The sequence below is a fragment of the Sphingopyxis sp. genome (assembly GCF_050725615.1).
GTDB lineage: Bacteria > Pseudomonadota > Alphaproteobacteria > Sphingomonadales > Sphingomonadaceae > Sphingopyxis.
Genome location: NZ_JBOHHU010000105.1, coordinates 1 through 13,590 on the forward strand (window position 1 = coordinate 1; position 13,590 = coordinate 13,590).

17 protein-coding genes and 2 pseudogenes are annotated in these 13,590 nt (G+C 66.1%); 8 read left to right on the forward strand and 11 right to left on the reverse strand.

Annotated features, from left to right (window positions below; translation table 11 throughout):
- On the reverse strand, positions 1–492 hold a 492-nt coding region (locus ACREB7_RS18390; protein WP_431593726.1), incomplete at its 3' end, for a hypothetical protein.
- A gap of 91 nt (positions 493–583) precedes the next feature.
- Between ACREB7_RS18390 and ACREB7_RS18395 the strand changes: the two genes are divergently transcribed.
- The 5 genes from ACREB7_RS18395 to ACREB7_RS18415 all read left to right on the forward strand — a co-directional run bounded on the left by ACREB7_RS18395 (position 584) and on the right by ACREB7_RS18415 (position 4,310).
- On the forward strand, positions 584–1,018 hold the full coding sequence (locus tag ACREB7_RS18395; protein ID WP_431593727.1) for a TIGR01244 family sulfur transferase: 435 nt from the start codon (positions 584–586) through the stop codon (positions 1,016–1,018).
- Positions 1,015–1,422 (forward strand): hypothetical protein, encoded by a 408-nt coding sequence (locus ACREB7_RS18400; RefSeq protein ID WP_431593728.1) that lies wholly within the window; start codon positions 1,015–1,017, stop codon positions 1,420–1,422. The genes ACREB7_RS18395 and ACREB7_RS18400 overlap by 4 nt, the downstream gene beginning before the upstream one ends.
- Positions 1,415–2,329: a sterol desaturase family protein gene (locus tag ACREB7_RS18405; RefSeq protein ID WP_431593729.1), complete on the forward strand. Its 915-nt coding sequence runs from the start codon at positions 1,415–1,417 to the stop codon at positions 2,327–2,329. Before ACREB7_RS18400 ends, ACREB7_RS18405 begins: the two co-directional genes overlap by 8 nt.
- A 77-nt stretch (positions 2,330–2,406) precedes the next feature.
- On the forward strand, positions 2,407–2,631 hold the full coding sequence (locus ACREB7_RS18410; RefSeq protein WP_431593730.1) for a hypothetical protein: 225 nt from the start codon (positions 2,407–2,409) through the stop codon (positions 2,629–2,631).
- Between the two features lie 92 nt (positions 2,632–2,723).
- Complete coding sequence (locus ACREB7_RS18415) at positions 2,724–4,310, forward strand: GMC family oxidoreductase (RefSeq protein WP_431593731.1); 1,587 nt, start codon at positions 2,724–2,726, stop codon at positions 4,308–4,310.
- Here ACREB7_RS18415 and ACREB7_RS18420 read toward each other — a convergent pair.
- Positions 4,307–4,846, reverse strand: coding sequence for a winged helix-turn-helix transcriptional regulator (locus ACREB7_RS18420; protein ID WP_431593732.1), 540 nt, complete (start codon positions 4,844–4,846; stop codon positions 4,307–4,309). The two genes, ACREB7_RS18415 and ACREB7_RS18420, sit on opposite strands and share 4 nt — an antisense overlap.
- A 206-nt stretch (positions 4,847–5,052) precedes the next feature.
- Between ACREB7_RS18420 and ACREB7_RS18425 the strand changes: the two genes are divergently transcribed.
- Together ACREB7_RS18425 and ACREB7_RS18430 are read left to right on the forward strand one after the other, a co-directional pair.
- Positions 5,053–5,427: a VOC family protein gene (locus ACREB7_RS18425; RefSeq protein ID WP_431593733.1), complete on the forward strand. Its 375-nt coding sequence runs from the start codon at positions 5,053–5,055 to the stop codon at positions 5,425–5,427.
- Positions 5,424–5,909, forward strand: coding sequence for a hypothetical protein (locus ACREB7_RS18430; RefSeq protein WP_431593734.1), 486 nt, complete (start codon positions 5,424–5,426; stop codon positions 5,907–5,909). The genes ACREB7_RS18425 and ACREB7_RS18430 overlap by 4 nt, the downstream gene beginning before the upstream one ends.
- A gap of 217 nt (positions 5,910–6,126) precedes the next feature.
- On the opposite strand, the gene ACREB7_RS18435 is transcribed toward ACREB7_RS18430, so the two are convergent.
- Complete coding sequence (locus ACREB7_RS18435) at positions 6,127–8,496, reverse strand: TonB-dependent receptor (RefSeq protein WP_431593735.1); 2,370 nt, start codon at positions 8,494–8,496, stop codon at positions 6,127–6,129.
- Here ACREB7_RS18435 and ACREB7_RS18440 point away from each other — a divergent pair.
- Positions 8,495–8,725: a hypothetical protein gene (locus tag ACREB7_RS18440; RefSeq protein WP_431593736.1), complete on the forward strand. Its 231-nt coding sequence runs from the start codon at positions 8,495–8,497 to the stop codon at positions 8,723–8,725. The two genes, ACREB7_RS18435 and ACREB7_RS18440, sit on opposite strands and share 2 nt — an antisense overlap.
- Positions 8,726–8,757: 32 nt before the next feature.
- Here the strand turns inward: ACREB7_RS18440 and ACREB7_RS18445 are convergent, their stop codons facing one another.
- The 8 genes and pseudogenes from ACREB7_RS18445 to ACREB7_RS18480 all read right to left on the reverse strand — a co-directional run.
- Complete coding sequence (locus tag ACREB7_RS18445; RefSeq protein WP_431593737.1) at positions 8,758–10,131, reverse strand: ammonium transporter; 1,374 nt, start codon at positions 10,129–10,131, stop codon at positions 8,758–8,760.
- A gap of 14 nt (positions 10,132–10,145) precedes the next feature.
- On the reverse strand, positions 10,146–10,484 hold the full coding sequence (locus ACREB7_RS18450; protein WP_003043080.1) for a P-II family nitrogen regulator: 339 nt from the start codon (positions 10,482–10,484) through the stop codon (positions 10,146–10,148).
- 265 nt (positions 10,485–10,749) lie between these two features.
- Entirely contained in the window at positions 10,750–11,445 is a 696-nt protein-coding gene (locus ACREB7_RS18455; protein WP_431593738.1) for an endonuclease/exonuclease/phosphatase family protein, read from the reverse strand.
- Positions 11,446–11,574: 129 nt separating this feature from the next.
- Positions 11,575–11,787, reverse strand: a complete 213-nt coding sequence (locus tag ACREB7_RS18460) for a DUF2007 domain-containing protein (RefSeq protein ID WP_431593739.1) — start codon at positions 11,785–11,787, stop codon at positions 11,575–11,577.
- On the reverse strand, positions 11,787–12,353 hold the full coding sequence (locus ACREB7_RS18465) for a pyridoxamine 5'-phosphate oxidase family protein (RefSeq protein ID WP_431593740.1): 567 nt from the start codon (positions 12,351–12,353) through the stop codon (positions 11,787–11,789). Before ACREB7_RS18465 ends, ACREB7_RS18460 begins: the two co-directional genes overlap by 1 nt.
- Positions 12,354–12,381: 28 nt before the next feature.
- Positions 12,382–12,803: pseudogene (locus ACREB7_RS18470) on the reverse strand (DUF924 family protein).
- A 93-nt stretch (positions 12,804–12,896) separates the two neighbouring features.
- Complete coding sequence (locus ACREB7_RS18475) at positions 12,897–13,301, reverse strand: hypothetical protein (RefSeq protein ID WP_431593741.1); 405 nt, start codon at positions 13,299–13,301, stop codon at positions 12,897–12,899.
- A 99-nt stretch (positions 13,302–13,400) separates the two neighbouring features.
- A pseudogene (locus tag ACREB7_RS18480) lies at positions 13,401–13,590 on the reverse strand (hypothetical protein); the annotation flags it as partial.

Consider the following 13,590-nt stretch of genomic DNA (forward strand, 5'->3'; position numbering starts at 1 on the left):
GGCCATGATCGCCGAGCCGAGCCCGCGGCGAGCGAACGCCGATTCGGTGACGATCTGGTCATAGACGGCGGTGCCGCCATGGATGCCAAGAACGCCGCGCGCGGCGAGCGACCCGTCGCCATGCCTGGCCACCGCCTCGAAACGGTTGGCGCTTTCATCGACTTCGATCGTAAAGCCGGGGGTGGGCCGCGCCGCCGGCATGCGGGCGTCGGTCGCCATCAGCCACATCGCGTCGCGCGGCTGCCAGCGCGGCGGAATATGGGGGAGAATGGCGCCGCGCGGCGCGGCGATGTCGACATAGATATGGGGCGCCGCGACGGCGGCGAACGCATCGGCGGCCGCCTCCCCCGACACATTCCCCAGAATGAAGCGGCCGGCCTGATCGGGCTTGCCGACATCGAACCACAGCGCCGGAGGGGTGGTTGCGGCAACCGGATCGCCAAAGCCGCGCGCCGCGCAATAGCCGAAGGCCCATGTGAAATGATCGTCCATGGCATCGACCATAGGTCCAGCGCCGGGCAAGGAAAGCGGCAACGCAGCTTCCCGCTTGTCAGCATGCGCACGGCGGGAGTAGATCGGCGCCATGAGCGATTTTCGAACCCTGTCCGCCGACTATAGCGTCGCCCCCCAGATTACACTCGAGGATGTGGCCGAGGCCAAGGCCGCGGGCTTCGCGATGATCGTCAACAACCGGCCCGACGGCGAGGAACCCGCCGCGCCGCAGGGCGACGAGATCGCGCACGCCGCGGCGGCCGAGGGACTGGCCTATGCCGCGATCCCGGTCGGCCATGCGGGCTTCAGCCATCCGCAACTCGACGCGCTCGACACCTTGCTCGGCGATGCGACCGGACCGATCCTCGCTTATTGCCGGTCGGGCACGCGCTCGACGCATCTGTGGGCGCTGACCCGCGCGCGCGCGGGCGACGACGTCGATGCTATCGTCGAGGCGGCGGCGAATGCGGGTTACGATCTGTCCGGGCTGCGGCCGATGATGGACGCGCTCGCGGGCGAAAAATGAGCCTCGCCGACCTCATTCAATTGGGCGCCTCGCTCGTCGCGGTGCTGTTCGTCGCCTGGCTGGTCGGCAAGATGGGGCTCGGCGCCGATCCGCGCATCGTCGATGAGGCGCATGCCATTCGCCTCGCCGAAGAGGCCGAGGCGGGGTTCAGGGGCATCGAGGTCGCGCGCGACCGCGCGGGCTTCGCGGCGATCGTCCGCAATGAAGAGGGACGGATGATGCTGGTGCGCGCGCATGGCAATCATTTCGCGGCGCGCCCCGTCGACGGGCAGGTGGTGGCGCGGCTCGACAAGGATTTCCTGACCTTGGCCCCGCCCGAGCGGACTTTCGGCGCGGTGACGCTGAACCTCGGCAAGGAGGCGGGCGTGTGGGCGGCGCGGATGCGGAGTCTGGTGCATGGATAAATTGCCCGATCCGGTCGTCTATGCGGTGCCGGCCTTCATCCTGCTGCTGATCGCCGAGATGGTGATTGCGCTGCGCAAGGACAAAAGCCGCTACGAGGCGCGCGACACGCTGACCTCGCTGATGCTCGGCACGGTCAGCCAGGTCGCGGGCGCGCTGGTCGGCGCGGCGGTGGTCGGCATGTCGGTGTGGGTCTATCAGTTCCACCTGTTCGACATCGGCATCGATTTCAAAAGCTGGTGGTGGGCGTGGATCCTCTGCTTCTTCCTCGACGACCTCGCTTATTATGCCTTTCACCGCAGCGCCCACCGCGTGCGCTGGTTCTGGGCGAGCCATGTCATCCACCATTCGAGCCAGCATTATAATCTGTCGACCGCGCTCAGGCAGACCTGGACGGGTTTCTTCAGCCTGACCTTCCTGTTCCGGCTGCCTTTGTTCCTGATCGGCTTTCCGCCCGCGATGGTGTTCTTCTGCGCGGGGCTCAACCTGATCTACCAGTTCTGGATCCATACCGAGGCGATCAAGCGCCTGCCGCGCTGGTTCGAGGCGGTGATGAACACCCCGTCGCACCACCGCGTCCACCATGGCGTCAATCCGCGCTATTTGGATGCTAACTACGCCGGCGTCTTCATCATCTGGGACAAGATGTTCGGCAGCTTCGTCCCCGAACGCGACGACGAGCCGGTGCGCTATGGCATCGTCAAGCAGCTCGGCAGCTTCAACATATTGTGGGCGGCGGTCCATGAATGGGTCGGCATCGCCAGGGACGTCTGGCACGCGCCCTGGCGGCACAAGCTTTCCTATATGTGGCGCGAGCCTGGCTGGAGCCACGACGGCAGCCGCGCGACGAGCGCGATGATCAAGGAGCGCTGGGCGGCGGGGCGGCCGGTCGAGGAAGCGACGGAGTGAGCAAGCGAAGCGCGCCGTTCGGGGTCGCTGGTTGGCGACATTGGGATACTGCGGCACTTTGCGCGGGCGTTACCCCCTTGCTCGTACTCGCCCTCTACTACGCCGATATTGGGCCTGCAGAATTCCATATGATGCTTCTTGTGGTTTCCTTCATACTCTATCCGATCGCTACGACGTTCGCCCTGCGGCAGGGGGATGGCCGGTTGGCAGTTGCGGGCGGGCTGCTGTTTCTGGCGGCAATCGTTATAGCGTTGCCGTTGCTTCTGCTCGTGATGGCGTGCTTCATGGGGAATTGCATCTAGCGACACGGGCTCAATGCCTCTTGTCACCCCAGCTAATGACATTCATGTAAGCACCCGACGACCGCCCGCAGGCGGCGCGAGGGGAGCGGTATATGGATCAGTTCGACATCATCGTCATCGGTGGCGGCAGCGCGGGCAGCGCGGCGGCGGGGCGGCTCGCCGAGGACGGGACGCGCAGCGTGTGCCTGGTCGAGGCGGGCGGGACGAACGACATCGTCCGCATCAAGACCCCCGGCTTCATGCCCTTCATCCCCAAAAGCTCCAATTATCAGTACGACACCGTCGCGCAAAAAGGGCTGAACGGCCGCATCGGCTATCAGCCGCGCGGGCGCGGGCTCGGCGGGTCGAGCGCGATCAACGCGATGGTCTATATTCGCGGCCATGCCTTCGATTACGACCAGTGGGAAGCCTTGGGCGCGACGGGCTGGAGCTACGCCGATGTGCTGCCTTATTTCAAACGCAGCGAGGGCAATGAGCGCGGCGGCGACGATTATCACGGCGCCGACGGGCCGCTGAGCGTCATGGACCAGCGCTGGCCCAATGTGACGAGCCGGCGCTTTGTCGAGAGCGCGGCGGCGCTGCAACTGCCGCGCACCCCCGATTTCAACGGCGCCAACCAGGAAGGCTTCGGCCTCTACCAGACCACGCAAAAGGCGGGCGAGCGCTGGTCGGCGGCGCGCGCCTATGTCGAGCCTTTGCGCGGGCGCGCCAATCTCGATATCCGCACCAAGGCGCTGGTCGAGAAGATCCTCGTCGAGGACGGACGCGCGACCGGCGTCGTCATCCGGCGCGGTGGCCGCCGCGAGACGCTGCGCGCGCGCGGCGGGGTGATCCTGTCGGCGGGGGCGTTCGGTTCGCCCCAGATCTTGATGCTGTCGGGGATCGGCCCGGGCACGCATCTGCAGGAGCGGGGCGTCGCGGTGGTTGCCGACCGCGCTGCGGTGGGCGCCGACCTGCAGGACCATATCGACTATGTGTCGAGCTGGGAGACGAAGTCGACCGACCCGTTCGGCGACAGCGCCAGCGGAACCTGGCGGATGGTGAAGGCGATCCTCGAGCATCGGTTCCGGCGCACCGGCATTATGACGACCTGCTTCGCCGAGGCCGGCGGTTTCTGGAAATCGCGCCCCGACCTGCCGGCGCCTGATATCCAATATCATTTCGTGCCCGCGATGCTCGAGGATCATGGGCGGGCGAAGGTGAAGGGGCATGGCTTTTCGATCCATGCCTGCGTGCTGCGTCCCGAAAGCCGGGGGACGGTGCGCCTCGCGTCGGGTGACGCCGCCGCCGCGCCGGCGATCGATCCGGGCTTCCTGACCGACGATCGCGATATCGCGACGCTGCGCGCGGGAGTGCGGATGATGCACCGCATCGCCGCCGCGCCGCCGCTCGGCGATTATGCCGGGGTCGACAGGCATCCGGTGGATATTGATGACGATGCCGCGCTCGACGCGCTGATCCGGTCGCGCGCCGACACCGTCTATCACCCCGTGGGCACATGCCGGATGGGCAGCGATGAGGCGGCGGTGGTCGACCCGGCGCTCAAGGCGAAGGGGATCGACGCGCTGTGGGTCGCCGACGCGAGCATCATGCCACGTCTGGTGTCGGGGAATACCAATGCGCCGAGCATTATGATCGGCGAGCGCGCGGCCGATTTCGTCAAGGCGGCTTTGGCTTAGCCGCACGCCTCCGCGAGCACGCGCCCGGTCCTCGTCAACCCGTAGAGGCTGCTCGGCGGCCTTGTGTCGACCACTTCGCGCCGCACCAGCCCATGCTCGCCCAGCGCCGCCAGCCCCTGCGACAGCGCGCGCGGCGTCGCGGGTGCCAGCAGCCGCGACAGCGCGTTGAAGCGGTCGTGGCCCATGCCGATCCCCGCGACCAGCGGCAGCCCCCAGCGCGTCGCGCCGCCGGGCGGCAGGCCGATCGCCGCCTGCGCCTCCGCGATCGTCGCGGCGCGCAGCGCGGCGGCATGGCCGGCTTCGGTCAATATATATTCGGGGCGCAGCGGGTGGCCGTGGCCGGGGTTGCGCTGCACCCAGCCCTGCGCGGCGGCGGCATCGAGCGTGCGCGCCAGGCTGTCGCGCGACAGCTGCAGCCGGTTCACCAGCTCGACGAAGCGTGCGCCGCGGTGCGCCGCGAGGTCGGCGAGCAGGGGCACCAGCCAGCGGTGGCTGGTCAGCTGCGCGAGCAGCGGATCGAGGGCGCTTGACGGCATTTGCTAGTAACTATACAAACAAGACTGTAGAGGCAATGGGAATCGGACCGGTCGGTCTGTCACCTCGTCATTGCGAGCGTAGCGAAGCAGTTCAGAGCGGCCTTGCACAGCCCTGGATTGCCGCGTCGCCCCGGATCAAGCCCGGGCCTCCTCGCAATGACGATCATAGAGACCGGGTCAGATTCCCCAGAGACGGGAGCAATCTTATGGCGCTCAAGATCGGATCCGAACTCACCTGTTCGATGGGGGTCACGGACATGGACGCATCGATCGCCTGGTACGAGCGGGTGATGCTGTGCACCTTGCTCTACCGCGCCGACGACATCCGCTGGTGCGAGATGGCGACGCCGATGACGGGGGTGAACATCGGGTTCAGCGAGGTCGAGAGCGTCGGGCAGGGCGGCGGCGCGACCAATGTGTTCGAGGTCGAGGATATCGAGGCGGCGAAGGCGCATCTCGACGCCGAAGGCGTGCGGCAGGACGGCGACATCCAGCATATCCCGGGGCTGGTGAAGCTGCTGACCTTCTACGACCCCGACGGCAACGCCTTCATGTTTTCGCAGTCCGAGATGGCGGCATGACGCCGCTCTGGTGGGCCGCCGCGGCGCTGATCGCGCCCGTCGCGCCCGCAGCGCCCGCCGAAGCGCCGGCGCTCGCGGCGTGGCACGGCAGCTGGACCGGCGAGGGGCAGGCCTTCGGCAAGCCCGCGACCGCGACGCTGAACATCGCGCCCGGCGAGGGCGGCGCGACCGCGCTGACCTATCGGCTGACAATCGCGGGCGAGCCGCCGACGACCTATTCGGCCGACGCGACCTATGCCTTCGATGCGAAGGGGCGGCTGCGCGGCACCTGGGCCGACAGCTATGGCCGCAAGCGCGCGATCGCGGGCGGCGTCGACGGTCGAACATGGTGGACGCATTGGGGTAGCGCCGATGTCGAGATCGGCCGATCGACCTATAAGCTCGAAAGCGATGGCAGTCTGCGCGTCAGCGATTCGGTGCTGCAGCCCGACGGCAGCTGGCGCGTCTTTGCGATGCTGCACTATCGCCGCAGCATCGGCTGAAAAGCAGGCTTTGCGCGCGGGCTTATGCTGCGCACAAAAAAAGAGGGCCGGGACTTGCGTCCCGGCCCAGCCTTTCAGGCTCTCCCCTCCTGAAACTCTTGATGGTTGAATGCCATATTAATGACATGATGGGAAGGCCTAAATTTGCATCACCGCTGCCTATATTTTGTGCGGTTGCGAAGGCGGGCCGCCGCGAACGGCGCCCCGCCCCGATCTGTCAGAAGCTCTTGCGCGCGGTGATGCCGAAGGTGCGCGGCTGGCCGACGGTGTATCCGAGGCGCGCCCGCCCGCCGCGTTCGCGGTCGAACGAGAGCAGGGCATTTTCGTCGAGCAGATTGTTGACATAGATGCTCAGCGACAGGCCGTTCTCCATGTCGACCCCGGCGCTCAGGTTGACCAGCTGATAATCGGGCAGCTGGAGGTCGACCGTCGTCGAGGCGTTCGCCGGGGCGCCGCCGAAGGGCAGGCCATGGACGAAGGTGCGCGGGTTGTTTTCCTGGTCCGCCGGCTGGGTGTAACGGGTGCCGACATGCTGGAACGACGCCGAGACATAGGCTGAGGCGGTGTCCGAGACCGGGAATTCATAGCTGCCCGACGCCGACAGCTGGAACTTCGGCACCGACGGCAGGCGGTTGCCGTCGCGGATCCCCGTCGCCGTCGCGAGGACGCCGGGCAGGGTGGTGTCGAACTCGGCCTCGATCACGCTGCCCGACAGGTTGAGGTCGAGCCCTTCGACGGGCGAGAGCCCGAGCTCGAATTCGACCCCCATCGAATGCGCCTTGTCGACGTTGAAGACGATGCGCGACGAACAGCTGCCGGCGTCGAGCGTGACCTGGAGGTTGCGGATGTCGTTGTAGAAGGCGGCGGTGTTGAAGGTGAAGCCGCGACCCTGCGATTTCACCCCGACCTCATAATTCCACAACGTCTCGTCATCATAGTCCTGGAAACCGCCGAACAGCGCCGCGTCGCTGGCCGAGCAGAGCGGCAGATTGAGCGGATCATTGACCCCGCCGAGGCGAAAGCCCTTCGACGCCTGGGCGTTGACGCTGACATTGTCGGCGACGTCATAGCTCAGGAGGACGCGCGGGCTGATGCCGTTCGAGCGCGTCTTGTCGCGGCGGTTGTCGAGGTTCGAGAACAGCCCGCCGGTGATGAAACGCCGCGTCTCGACGAAATCATAATAGCGGCCGCCGACCGTCACGTCGAAGGCGTCGGTCAGCGAGTAGGTGCCTTCCCCGAAGATCGCGAGCTGCTTGATATTATAGGGCAGGTCGGCGTTGTACGGCGAATTGGCCGGGAAGCCGTTGGCGGTCGCCGCCGCCGTTCCCGCGCCCAGCGTCGCGTCGGTAAAGGCGTCATAGCCCGGGGTGGGCAGGCGCTGGCGATAGAAGCGGTCGGTGCTCGAATAGAAACCGCCGAACACCCATTGGAAGGCGCTGTCATAATCCGACGCCAGGCGGAGTTCCTGGGTGAAGGTCTTGAGGTCGGTGGTGTCGACGAGGTTCGACGGCAGCAGCACGCCGGCGGTCGGATAGCCGAGGTCGACCGAGACCGAGCCGGTCAGCGCGCTGGCGTCGCGGCTGACCAGGATGTCGCGGTTGGTGTAGCTGGTCACCGAGGTGACCGAGATCCCGTCGAGCTTGGCGTTCATCACCAGGTCGGCGATCAGCGTCTTGTCCTCGAACCCTTCGCGCAGCAGCAGATATTGCTCGCGCTCGTCATAGGTCACCTGCGGCCGCGTCGTGGTGAAGCGGTTGCCGTAGAGATTGTAGATGTCCTGGCGGTTGAAGCCGTCGGCGGTGACCTTTTGATAGACGATGCGCGGGGTGATGGTGACGTCGTCGACCGGTTCGAAAGTGACCGCGAGGCGCCCGCCATAGCGTTCGCCGCTGTTGACGTCGTTGCCGCCCGCCGGGCCGACCGCGTTGATGAAGCCGCCGTAACGGGTGTAATAGCCGACCGCGCGCACCGCCGCCTTGTCGCCGAGCGGAACGTTGATCGCGCCTTTCAGATGGCCGCCGATATCGTCGCCGTCGACGAGGTTGAGGTTGGCCTCGACGCTGCCCTCGGTGACGCCCAATTTGGGCTGGTTGGTGATGTAGCGGATCGTGCCGCCGACCGATCCCGAACCGAAGAGCGTGCCCTGCGGCCCGCGCAGCGTTTCGACGCGGTTGAGGTCGAACAGGTCGATGTCGGGGGTGAAGAGCGAAAGCGAGATCACGCTTTCGTCAAGATACACGCCGACCTGTTCCTTGACCCCCGGCTGGTCGCGGACGACCTGTCCGGCCGACACGCCGCGGACCGAGACCTGGCTCTGGCCGGGCCCGAGGTTCTGCACCGAAAGCCCCGCGACGTTGCGCGACAGATCCTCGAGCGTCACCGCCCCCGATTTCTGGATATCGGCGGCGGTCTGCGCGTTGATCGAAAAGGGGATGTCCTGAAGATTGGCGTCGCGCTTGGTCGCAGTGACGATGATGATGTTGCTGTCGTCTTCCTCGGCGGCGGCGTCCTGCGCGGCGGCGGGCGTAACGAAATTGGCCAGCGCGAGCGTCGAAAGCCCGGCCAGCAGCATAGTGCGAGCATGCATGGTGATTTTCCTCTCTGCGAAGCGCGGGACTATGTTGTCCCGTCGCGGGCGAAGGATTGCGCTTTTTGCAATCGATGCGCAATGGCGCACGATTCGTGCGCCGAAAAATGGCCGCGACCTGTGGCATTCCGGCCACAATCGAAAAACCAAAAAAATTGGCCGGGAGCTTTCGCACCCCGGCCAAAGTGGTTCGCAGGAGGAACCTGGGTCGGACCCCGCCGCCTTTTGAGAGGAGAGAGCGGCGGCGGGTGTCCGGTCTCGTCAATAATTATAGGCACGCTCGCCATGTTCGCCGAGGTCGAGGCCTTCGCGCTCCACCTCTTCGCTGACGCGCAGCCCGGTCAGCGCCTTGGCGACGTAGATCGCGATGACGGTGCCGACGGTCGACCAGATGATCGTGGTGACGACCGCCATGACCTGCGTGGTGAGCTGGCTGCCGAGCGCATAGTCCTCGCCCGCCGGACCGCCGAGCGCGACCAGCATGGTGAAGGCGGTGCCGACCGCGCCGACCATGCCGCCGATGCCGTGGATGCCGAAGGCGTCGAGCGCGTCGTCATAGCCGAGCTTGGTCTTGAGCTTGGTCACCGCGAAGTAGCAGATGACCGAAGCGACCACGCCGAGCAGGATCGCGCCGAGCGGTCCCGAATTGCCGGCCGCCGGGGTGATGGCGACGAGGCCGGCGATGACGCCCGAGCAGAAGCCGAGCGCCGACGGCTTGTGGCCGCCGACCTTTTCGGCGAGCATCCAGGCGAGCGCGGCAGCGGCGGTGGCGACGAAGGTGTTGATCATCGCGAGACCCGCCGAGCCATTGGCTTCGAGCGCCGAGCCGGCGTTGAAGCCGAACCAGCCCACCCACAGCAAACCGGTGCCGATCATCGTCATGGTCAGCGAGTGCGGCGCCATGATTTCCTTCTGGTAACCGATGCGCTTGCCGAGGATCAGCGCGGCGACCAGCGCCGAGACACCGGCGTTGATGTGGACCACGGTGCCGCCGGCGAAGTCGAGCGCACCCATTTCGAAGAACAGGCCGCCGGCCGCCCACACCATGTGCGCGATCGGGAAATAGACGATGGTCAGCCAGATCAGGCCGAATACGAGCATCGCCGAGAATTTCATCCGCTCGACGACTGAACCCAGCACCAGCGCGAGGGTGATCGCGGCGAAGGTCATCTGGAACGAGATGAACACATATTCGCTGATCACCTCGTCGGTGAAGGTCGCGGCGGTCGAATCGGGCGTGACGCCGGCAAGGAATGCCTTACCGAGGCCGGCGATGAAGGGCTTCAGAGGTTCGATCGTCGTGTCGGGACCAAAGGCCATCGAATAGCCCCACATCACCCACACCAGCATCGCCAGACAGGCGGCGGCGCCGACCTGCGTCATCGTCGAGAGCATGTTCTTGGTGCGCGTCAGGCCGCCGTAAAAGAGCGCGAGGCCCGGCAGGATCATCAGCAGCACCATGATGGTGGCGGTCATCATCCAGGCGTTGTTGCCCGGGTTGGCGACCGCGGGTGCGGCCTCGGCCGCCGGTGCGACCGCTGCCGCGGCGGCTTCCTGGGCCCAGACGGGCAGCGCGGCGAACAGCGCGAGGCCCGTGGCCCCGGCGGTCGCCGCCATCTTGTTTGCGAAATTCATGGAATCCCCCTTCATCACAGAGCCGCCTCGCCGGTCTCGCCGGTGCGGATGCGCACGGCCTGACCCACGTCGAGGACGAAAATCTTGCCGTCGCCGATCGACCCGGTTCCGGCGCTTTGCTGCAGCGTTTCGACCACGCGTGGCGCCAGCGCGTCGTCGCAGACGAGCTCGATCTTCACCTTGGGCACCATGTTGGTGGCATATTCGGCGCCGCGGTAGATTTCGGTTTGGCCTTTCTGACGACCGAAGCCCTTGACTTCGGTCACGGTCATTCCGGCGATGCCCAGCCCGGTGAGGGCTTCGCGCACCTCGTCGAGCTTGAACGGTTTGATGATAGCCAGGATCAGCTTCATGACGCCCCCTTTTGATTATTGGCATATGCTGCACTGCAACAGCCGTGCCAGATTGCGCGGGCGGGGCGTAAGTTAACATTTTGTGACGAATTGCGGCGCCGGCACGACCGATTGAGTCAGTGTTATGGGCAGGCGAGGCAGCGCGGTGCCTAAATTATGGGCAAGGATGATCGTCGCCCCCGCGTAGGCGGGGGTCGCTGTAGAGCTTTTTGGACCTCGTTGTGCAAACCGCAGGCGGCCCCCGCCTCCGCAGGGGCGACGGATATTATTGCGCCCGCTCGAACCGTGCCCAGATCGGCAGATGGTCCGACGCCCGCGCCGCGAGCGCGCTGCGATGCACCCCGGCCTCGACCGCTTGCAAATCGGGCGAGGCGAAGATGCGGTCGAGCTTGGCCACCGGGCGGCGGCTGTGGAAGCTGTGGCCGGTGTCGACGAGGCGGTGGCGCTCGCCGAAATCATGGAGGCAGCCGCCTTGGCTCCGCCACTCGTTGCAGTCGCCCATCAGGATGGTGGGCAGATCCTCGCCCGCCGACACATGGTGGAGGATCGCGCGCGCCTGTTGCCGCCGCCGCAGCCCCGAAATGTCGAGATGCATGCCGACCACCCGCAGCCGCGTGTCGCCGATGCGGATCGTCGCCGCCACCGCGCCGCGCGGTTCGAGCATCGGCAGGTGCAGCGCGTGGCTTTCCTCGACCACCGCGCCCTTGCGCACGAGCAGCGCATTGCCGTGCCAGCCGATGCTGTGCGGGCGGTTGTCGAGCGTGACGGGCACATAATCGCTATGCTCGTCGAACATATAGGGCGGGATCGCGCTGGCGCGGGTGCCGAAGCGGCGGTCGGCTTCCTGCAGCGCGACGATGTCGGCGTCGAGCTCGCCGAGCACCGACAACACCCGCCCGGGGTCGCGGCGCCGGTCGAGCCCGATGCCCTTGCGCATATTGTAGCTGGCGACCTTGATCATGGGAGAGCTTGCCAAACCTATCTGCCGTTCGTGCTGAGCCTGTCGAAGCACCGTCCTTGTTCTTCCGCAAGAAAGGAAAAACGGTCCTTCGACAAGCTCAGGACGAACGGAGGTTGGGTTGGGTTGCGTTTAGGGGGTCTGAAACTCCGCCATCAGGGCCTGCGCCTCGGCCAGATCTTCGTCCAGCACCATCACCCGCACCGGGATGAGCAGACCGACGCTTTCGGCGATATTCATGCCGGCGTCGAAACAGACGGCATGGACGCCGGCGCTTTCGAGCCGGCCGCGCAGCAATTCGGCCTCCACCCCGTTCGGCAGGCGCACCAGCTCGACGAGCGCCATCAGGCGGGATCGCCGGTGATGAAGCGGTCGGTAGCCCGCGTCGGCAGGCCGTCGATGCTGCGCGTGCGTTCCTGGAATTTTTCGACCCACAATGCCGGATCGGCCTGGCGATGATATTTCTGCAGCGTGTCGCGTTCGTGGCTCAATTCCATCATCGGCACGCCCCAGCCGCAGCTCGTCTGCACGCTGTCGATGTCGATGACGAAGATCTGGCGGGTGCCGGGGAGCAGGGTGAAAGGGCTGGCGACCTCGTTCCAATCATCGTCCTGCGGCAGCACCGCGCGGCCGCGGCCATAGAGGCGCAGGATCAGCGCGCTGCGGTCGAAGGCGCAGAACATGATGGTGATACGGCCGTCCGCGGCGAGATGCGCATGGGTCTCGTTCCCCGATCCGCCGAAGTCGAGATAGGCGACCCGGGCGTCCGACAGCACGCGGAACGTATCGCCATAACCCTTGGGCGACAGGTTGATCCGGCCGTCGACGGCGGCGGTCGCGGTGAAAAAGACCGGCTGCTTCGCGATGAAGGCGATATGCTTGTCGGTCAGGCTGTCGGTAAATTCGGCCATAGTCCCTCCGCGATGATGGGTCAGCCTATCACCAATGCTGGCCCGCTTCTATCGCCGCCTCCTCGCCCGCCCGGTTCGCCCGGCCGAGCGCGGCGTTGCGGTGCGGGAAGCGGCCGAAGCGCTCGACGACATCGAAATGCTTCCGCGCATATTCGTCGAACATCGGGTCGGCGAGCCGGCCGAACAGGCGCAGCGATTCGCGCTGGTCGGCGATATCCTCGCTATGCTGATAGGGGAGATAGGCGAATTGCCGCCGTTCGCAAAGGCCTCGGCGCTGCCGCGATCGATATTGCGCGGCACCTGGTCGAACAGGATCGTCGCCGCGAGCGCGGTGTCGGGATCGGTCAGGAAATGCTCGGCGGGCAGCGACCGCAGCGCCGCGCGCCAGTCGCCCGCGAGCGCGCGGACGGCGGCGTCGAAATCACCGCCGCCGCCATACCAGTCGTCCATGCCATGGGCGTCGAACCAGAAGGCGAGCAGCTGCGCCGCCCAGTCGGCGGGCGGCGCAGCGATCACTGGCTGGTCGTCGTCGGTCACGCGCGCTTATTTCGCGGCGGTATCGACCTTGCGATAGGGGACGAATTTGCCGAGCGAGACGAAGCCGCTGTACATATGGCTGGTGCGGTCGTGCAGTTCGACCGCATCGATGCTGCACAGCTGGCTGCCGATCGTCTTGGTGACGAGGATATCGTCATCGTCGAGCGAGCTGGCGCCGCCGCGCGGGATATTGACCCACAAGGTGCTGCCGACGCGATAGACGATCGCGGTGCCGTCGATGATCGTCGAGCTGCGCGCGCTCGACAGCGTGATGCAATCCTGCGGCTCGCCGGCGACGCGGCCCTCGAGCATCTTGGCGAGCTGCGCATCGGGGCTCAGCTTTTCGCGCGCGGTGGCGGGCACGGCGACGACCGCCGCAGCGGCGATAATGGTGGCGATAAACGGACGCATGGTTCGACTCCTGTCATTCAACACACACCCTCTATCGACACTATAGGGCGTCTCGTCTGAACGGCAACTGACTCGACCAGGCGTCCGTCGCACGCGGTATCAGCAGGCGGCGTCGGGAAGCGGGATGCCGAGCGGGCCCTTGCATTTCTTTTTCTTGGGTGGCGGCGCGTCGCCACTCGTGCTGCCGCTCGTGCTCGCACCGCCGCCGCTCATGCCGCCGAAATCGGCGCCGACCATCAGCATCGTGTAGGAGCGGAAGCGCACTTTCGCGGTCCAGTCGATATTCCAC

Excerpts from the sequence above, each read along its gene's own strand:
- ACREB7_RS18425 (WP_431593733.1), top strand. The coding sequence starts at position 5,053 with ATGGCGCTCAAGATCGGATCCGAACTCACCTGTTCGATGGGGGTCACG.
- ACREB7_RS18400 (WP_431593728.1), top strand. The coding sequence starts at position 1,015 with ATGAGCCTCGCCGACCTCATTCAATTGGGCGCCTCGCTCGTCGCGGTG.
- ACREB7_RS18455 (WP_431593738.1), bottom strand. The coding sequence starts at position 11,445 with ATGATCAAGGTCGCCAGCTACAATATGCGCAAGGGCATCGGGCTCGAC.
- ACREB7_RS18405 (WP_431593729.1), top strand. The coding sequence starts at position 1,415 with ATGGATAAATTGCCCGATCCGGTCGTCTATGCGGTGCCGGCCTTCATC.
- ACREB7_RS18430 (WP_431593734.1), top strand. The coding sequence starts at position 5,424 with ATGACGCCGCTCTGGTGGGCCGCCGCGGCGCTGATCGCGCCCGTCGCG.
- ACREB7_RS18450 (WP_003043080.1), bottom strand. The coding sequence starts at position 10,484 with ATGAAGCTGATCCTGGCTATCATCAAACCGTTCAAGCTCGACGAGGTG.
- ACREB7_RS18475 (WP_431593741.1), bottom strand. The coding sequence starts at position 13,301 with ATGCGTCCGTTTATCGCCACCATTATCGCCGCTGCGGCGGTCGTCGCC.
- ACREB7_RS18395 (WP_431593727.1), top strand. The coding sequence starts at position 584 with ATGAGCGATTTTCGAACCCTGTCCGCCGACTATAGCGTCGCCCCCCAG.
- ACREB7_RS18415 (WP_431593731.1), top strand. The coding sequence starts at position 2,724 with ATGGATCAGTTCGACATCATCGTCATCGGTGGCGGCAGCGCGGGCAGC.
- ACREB7_RS18465 (WP_431593740.1), bottom strand. The coding sequence starts at position 12,353 with ATGGCCGAATTTACCGACAGCCTGACCGACAAGCATATCGCCTTCATC.
- ACREB7_RS18445 (WP_431593737.1), bottom strand. The coding sequence starts at position 10,131 with ATGAATTTCGCAAACAAGATGGCGGCGACCGCCGGGGCCACGGGCCTC.
- ACREB7_RS18440 (WP_431593736.1), top strand. The coding sequence starts at position 8,495 with ATGGTGATTTTCCTCTCTGCGAAGCGCGGGACTATGTTGTCCCGTCGC.
- ACREB7_RS18420 (WP_431593732.1), bottom strand. The coding sequence starts at position 4,846 with ATGCCGTCAAGCGCCCTCGATCCGCTGCTCGCGCAGCTGACCAGCCAC.
- ACREB7_RS18460 (WP_431593739.1), bottom strand. The coding sequence starts at position 11,787 with ATGGCGCTCGTCGAGCTGGTGCGCCTGCCGAACGGGGTGGAGGCCGAA.
- ACREB7_RS18435 (WP_431593735.1), bottom strand. The coding sequence starts at position 8,496 with ATGCATGCTCGCACTATGCTGCTGGCCGGGCTTTCGACGCTCGCGCTG.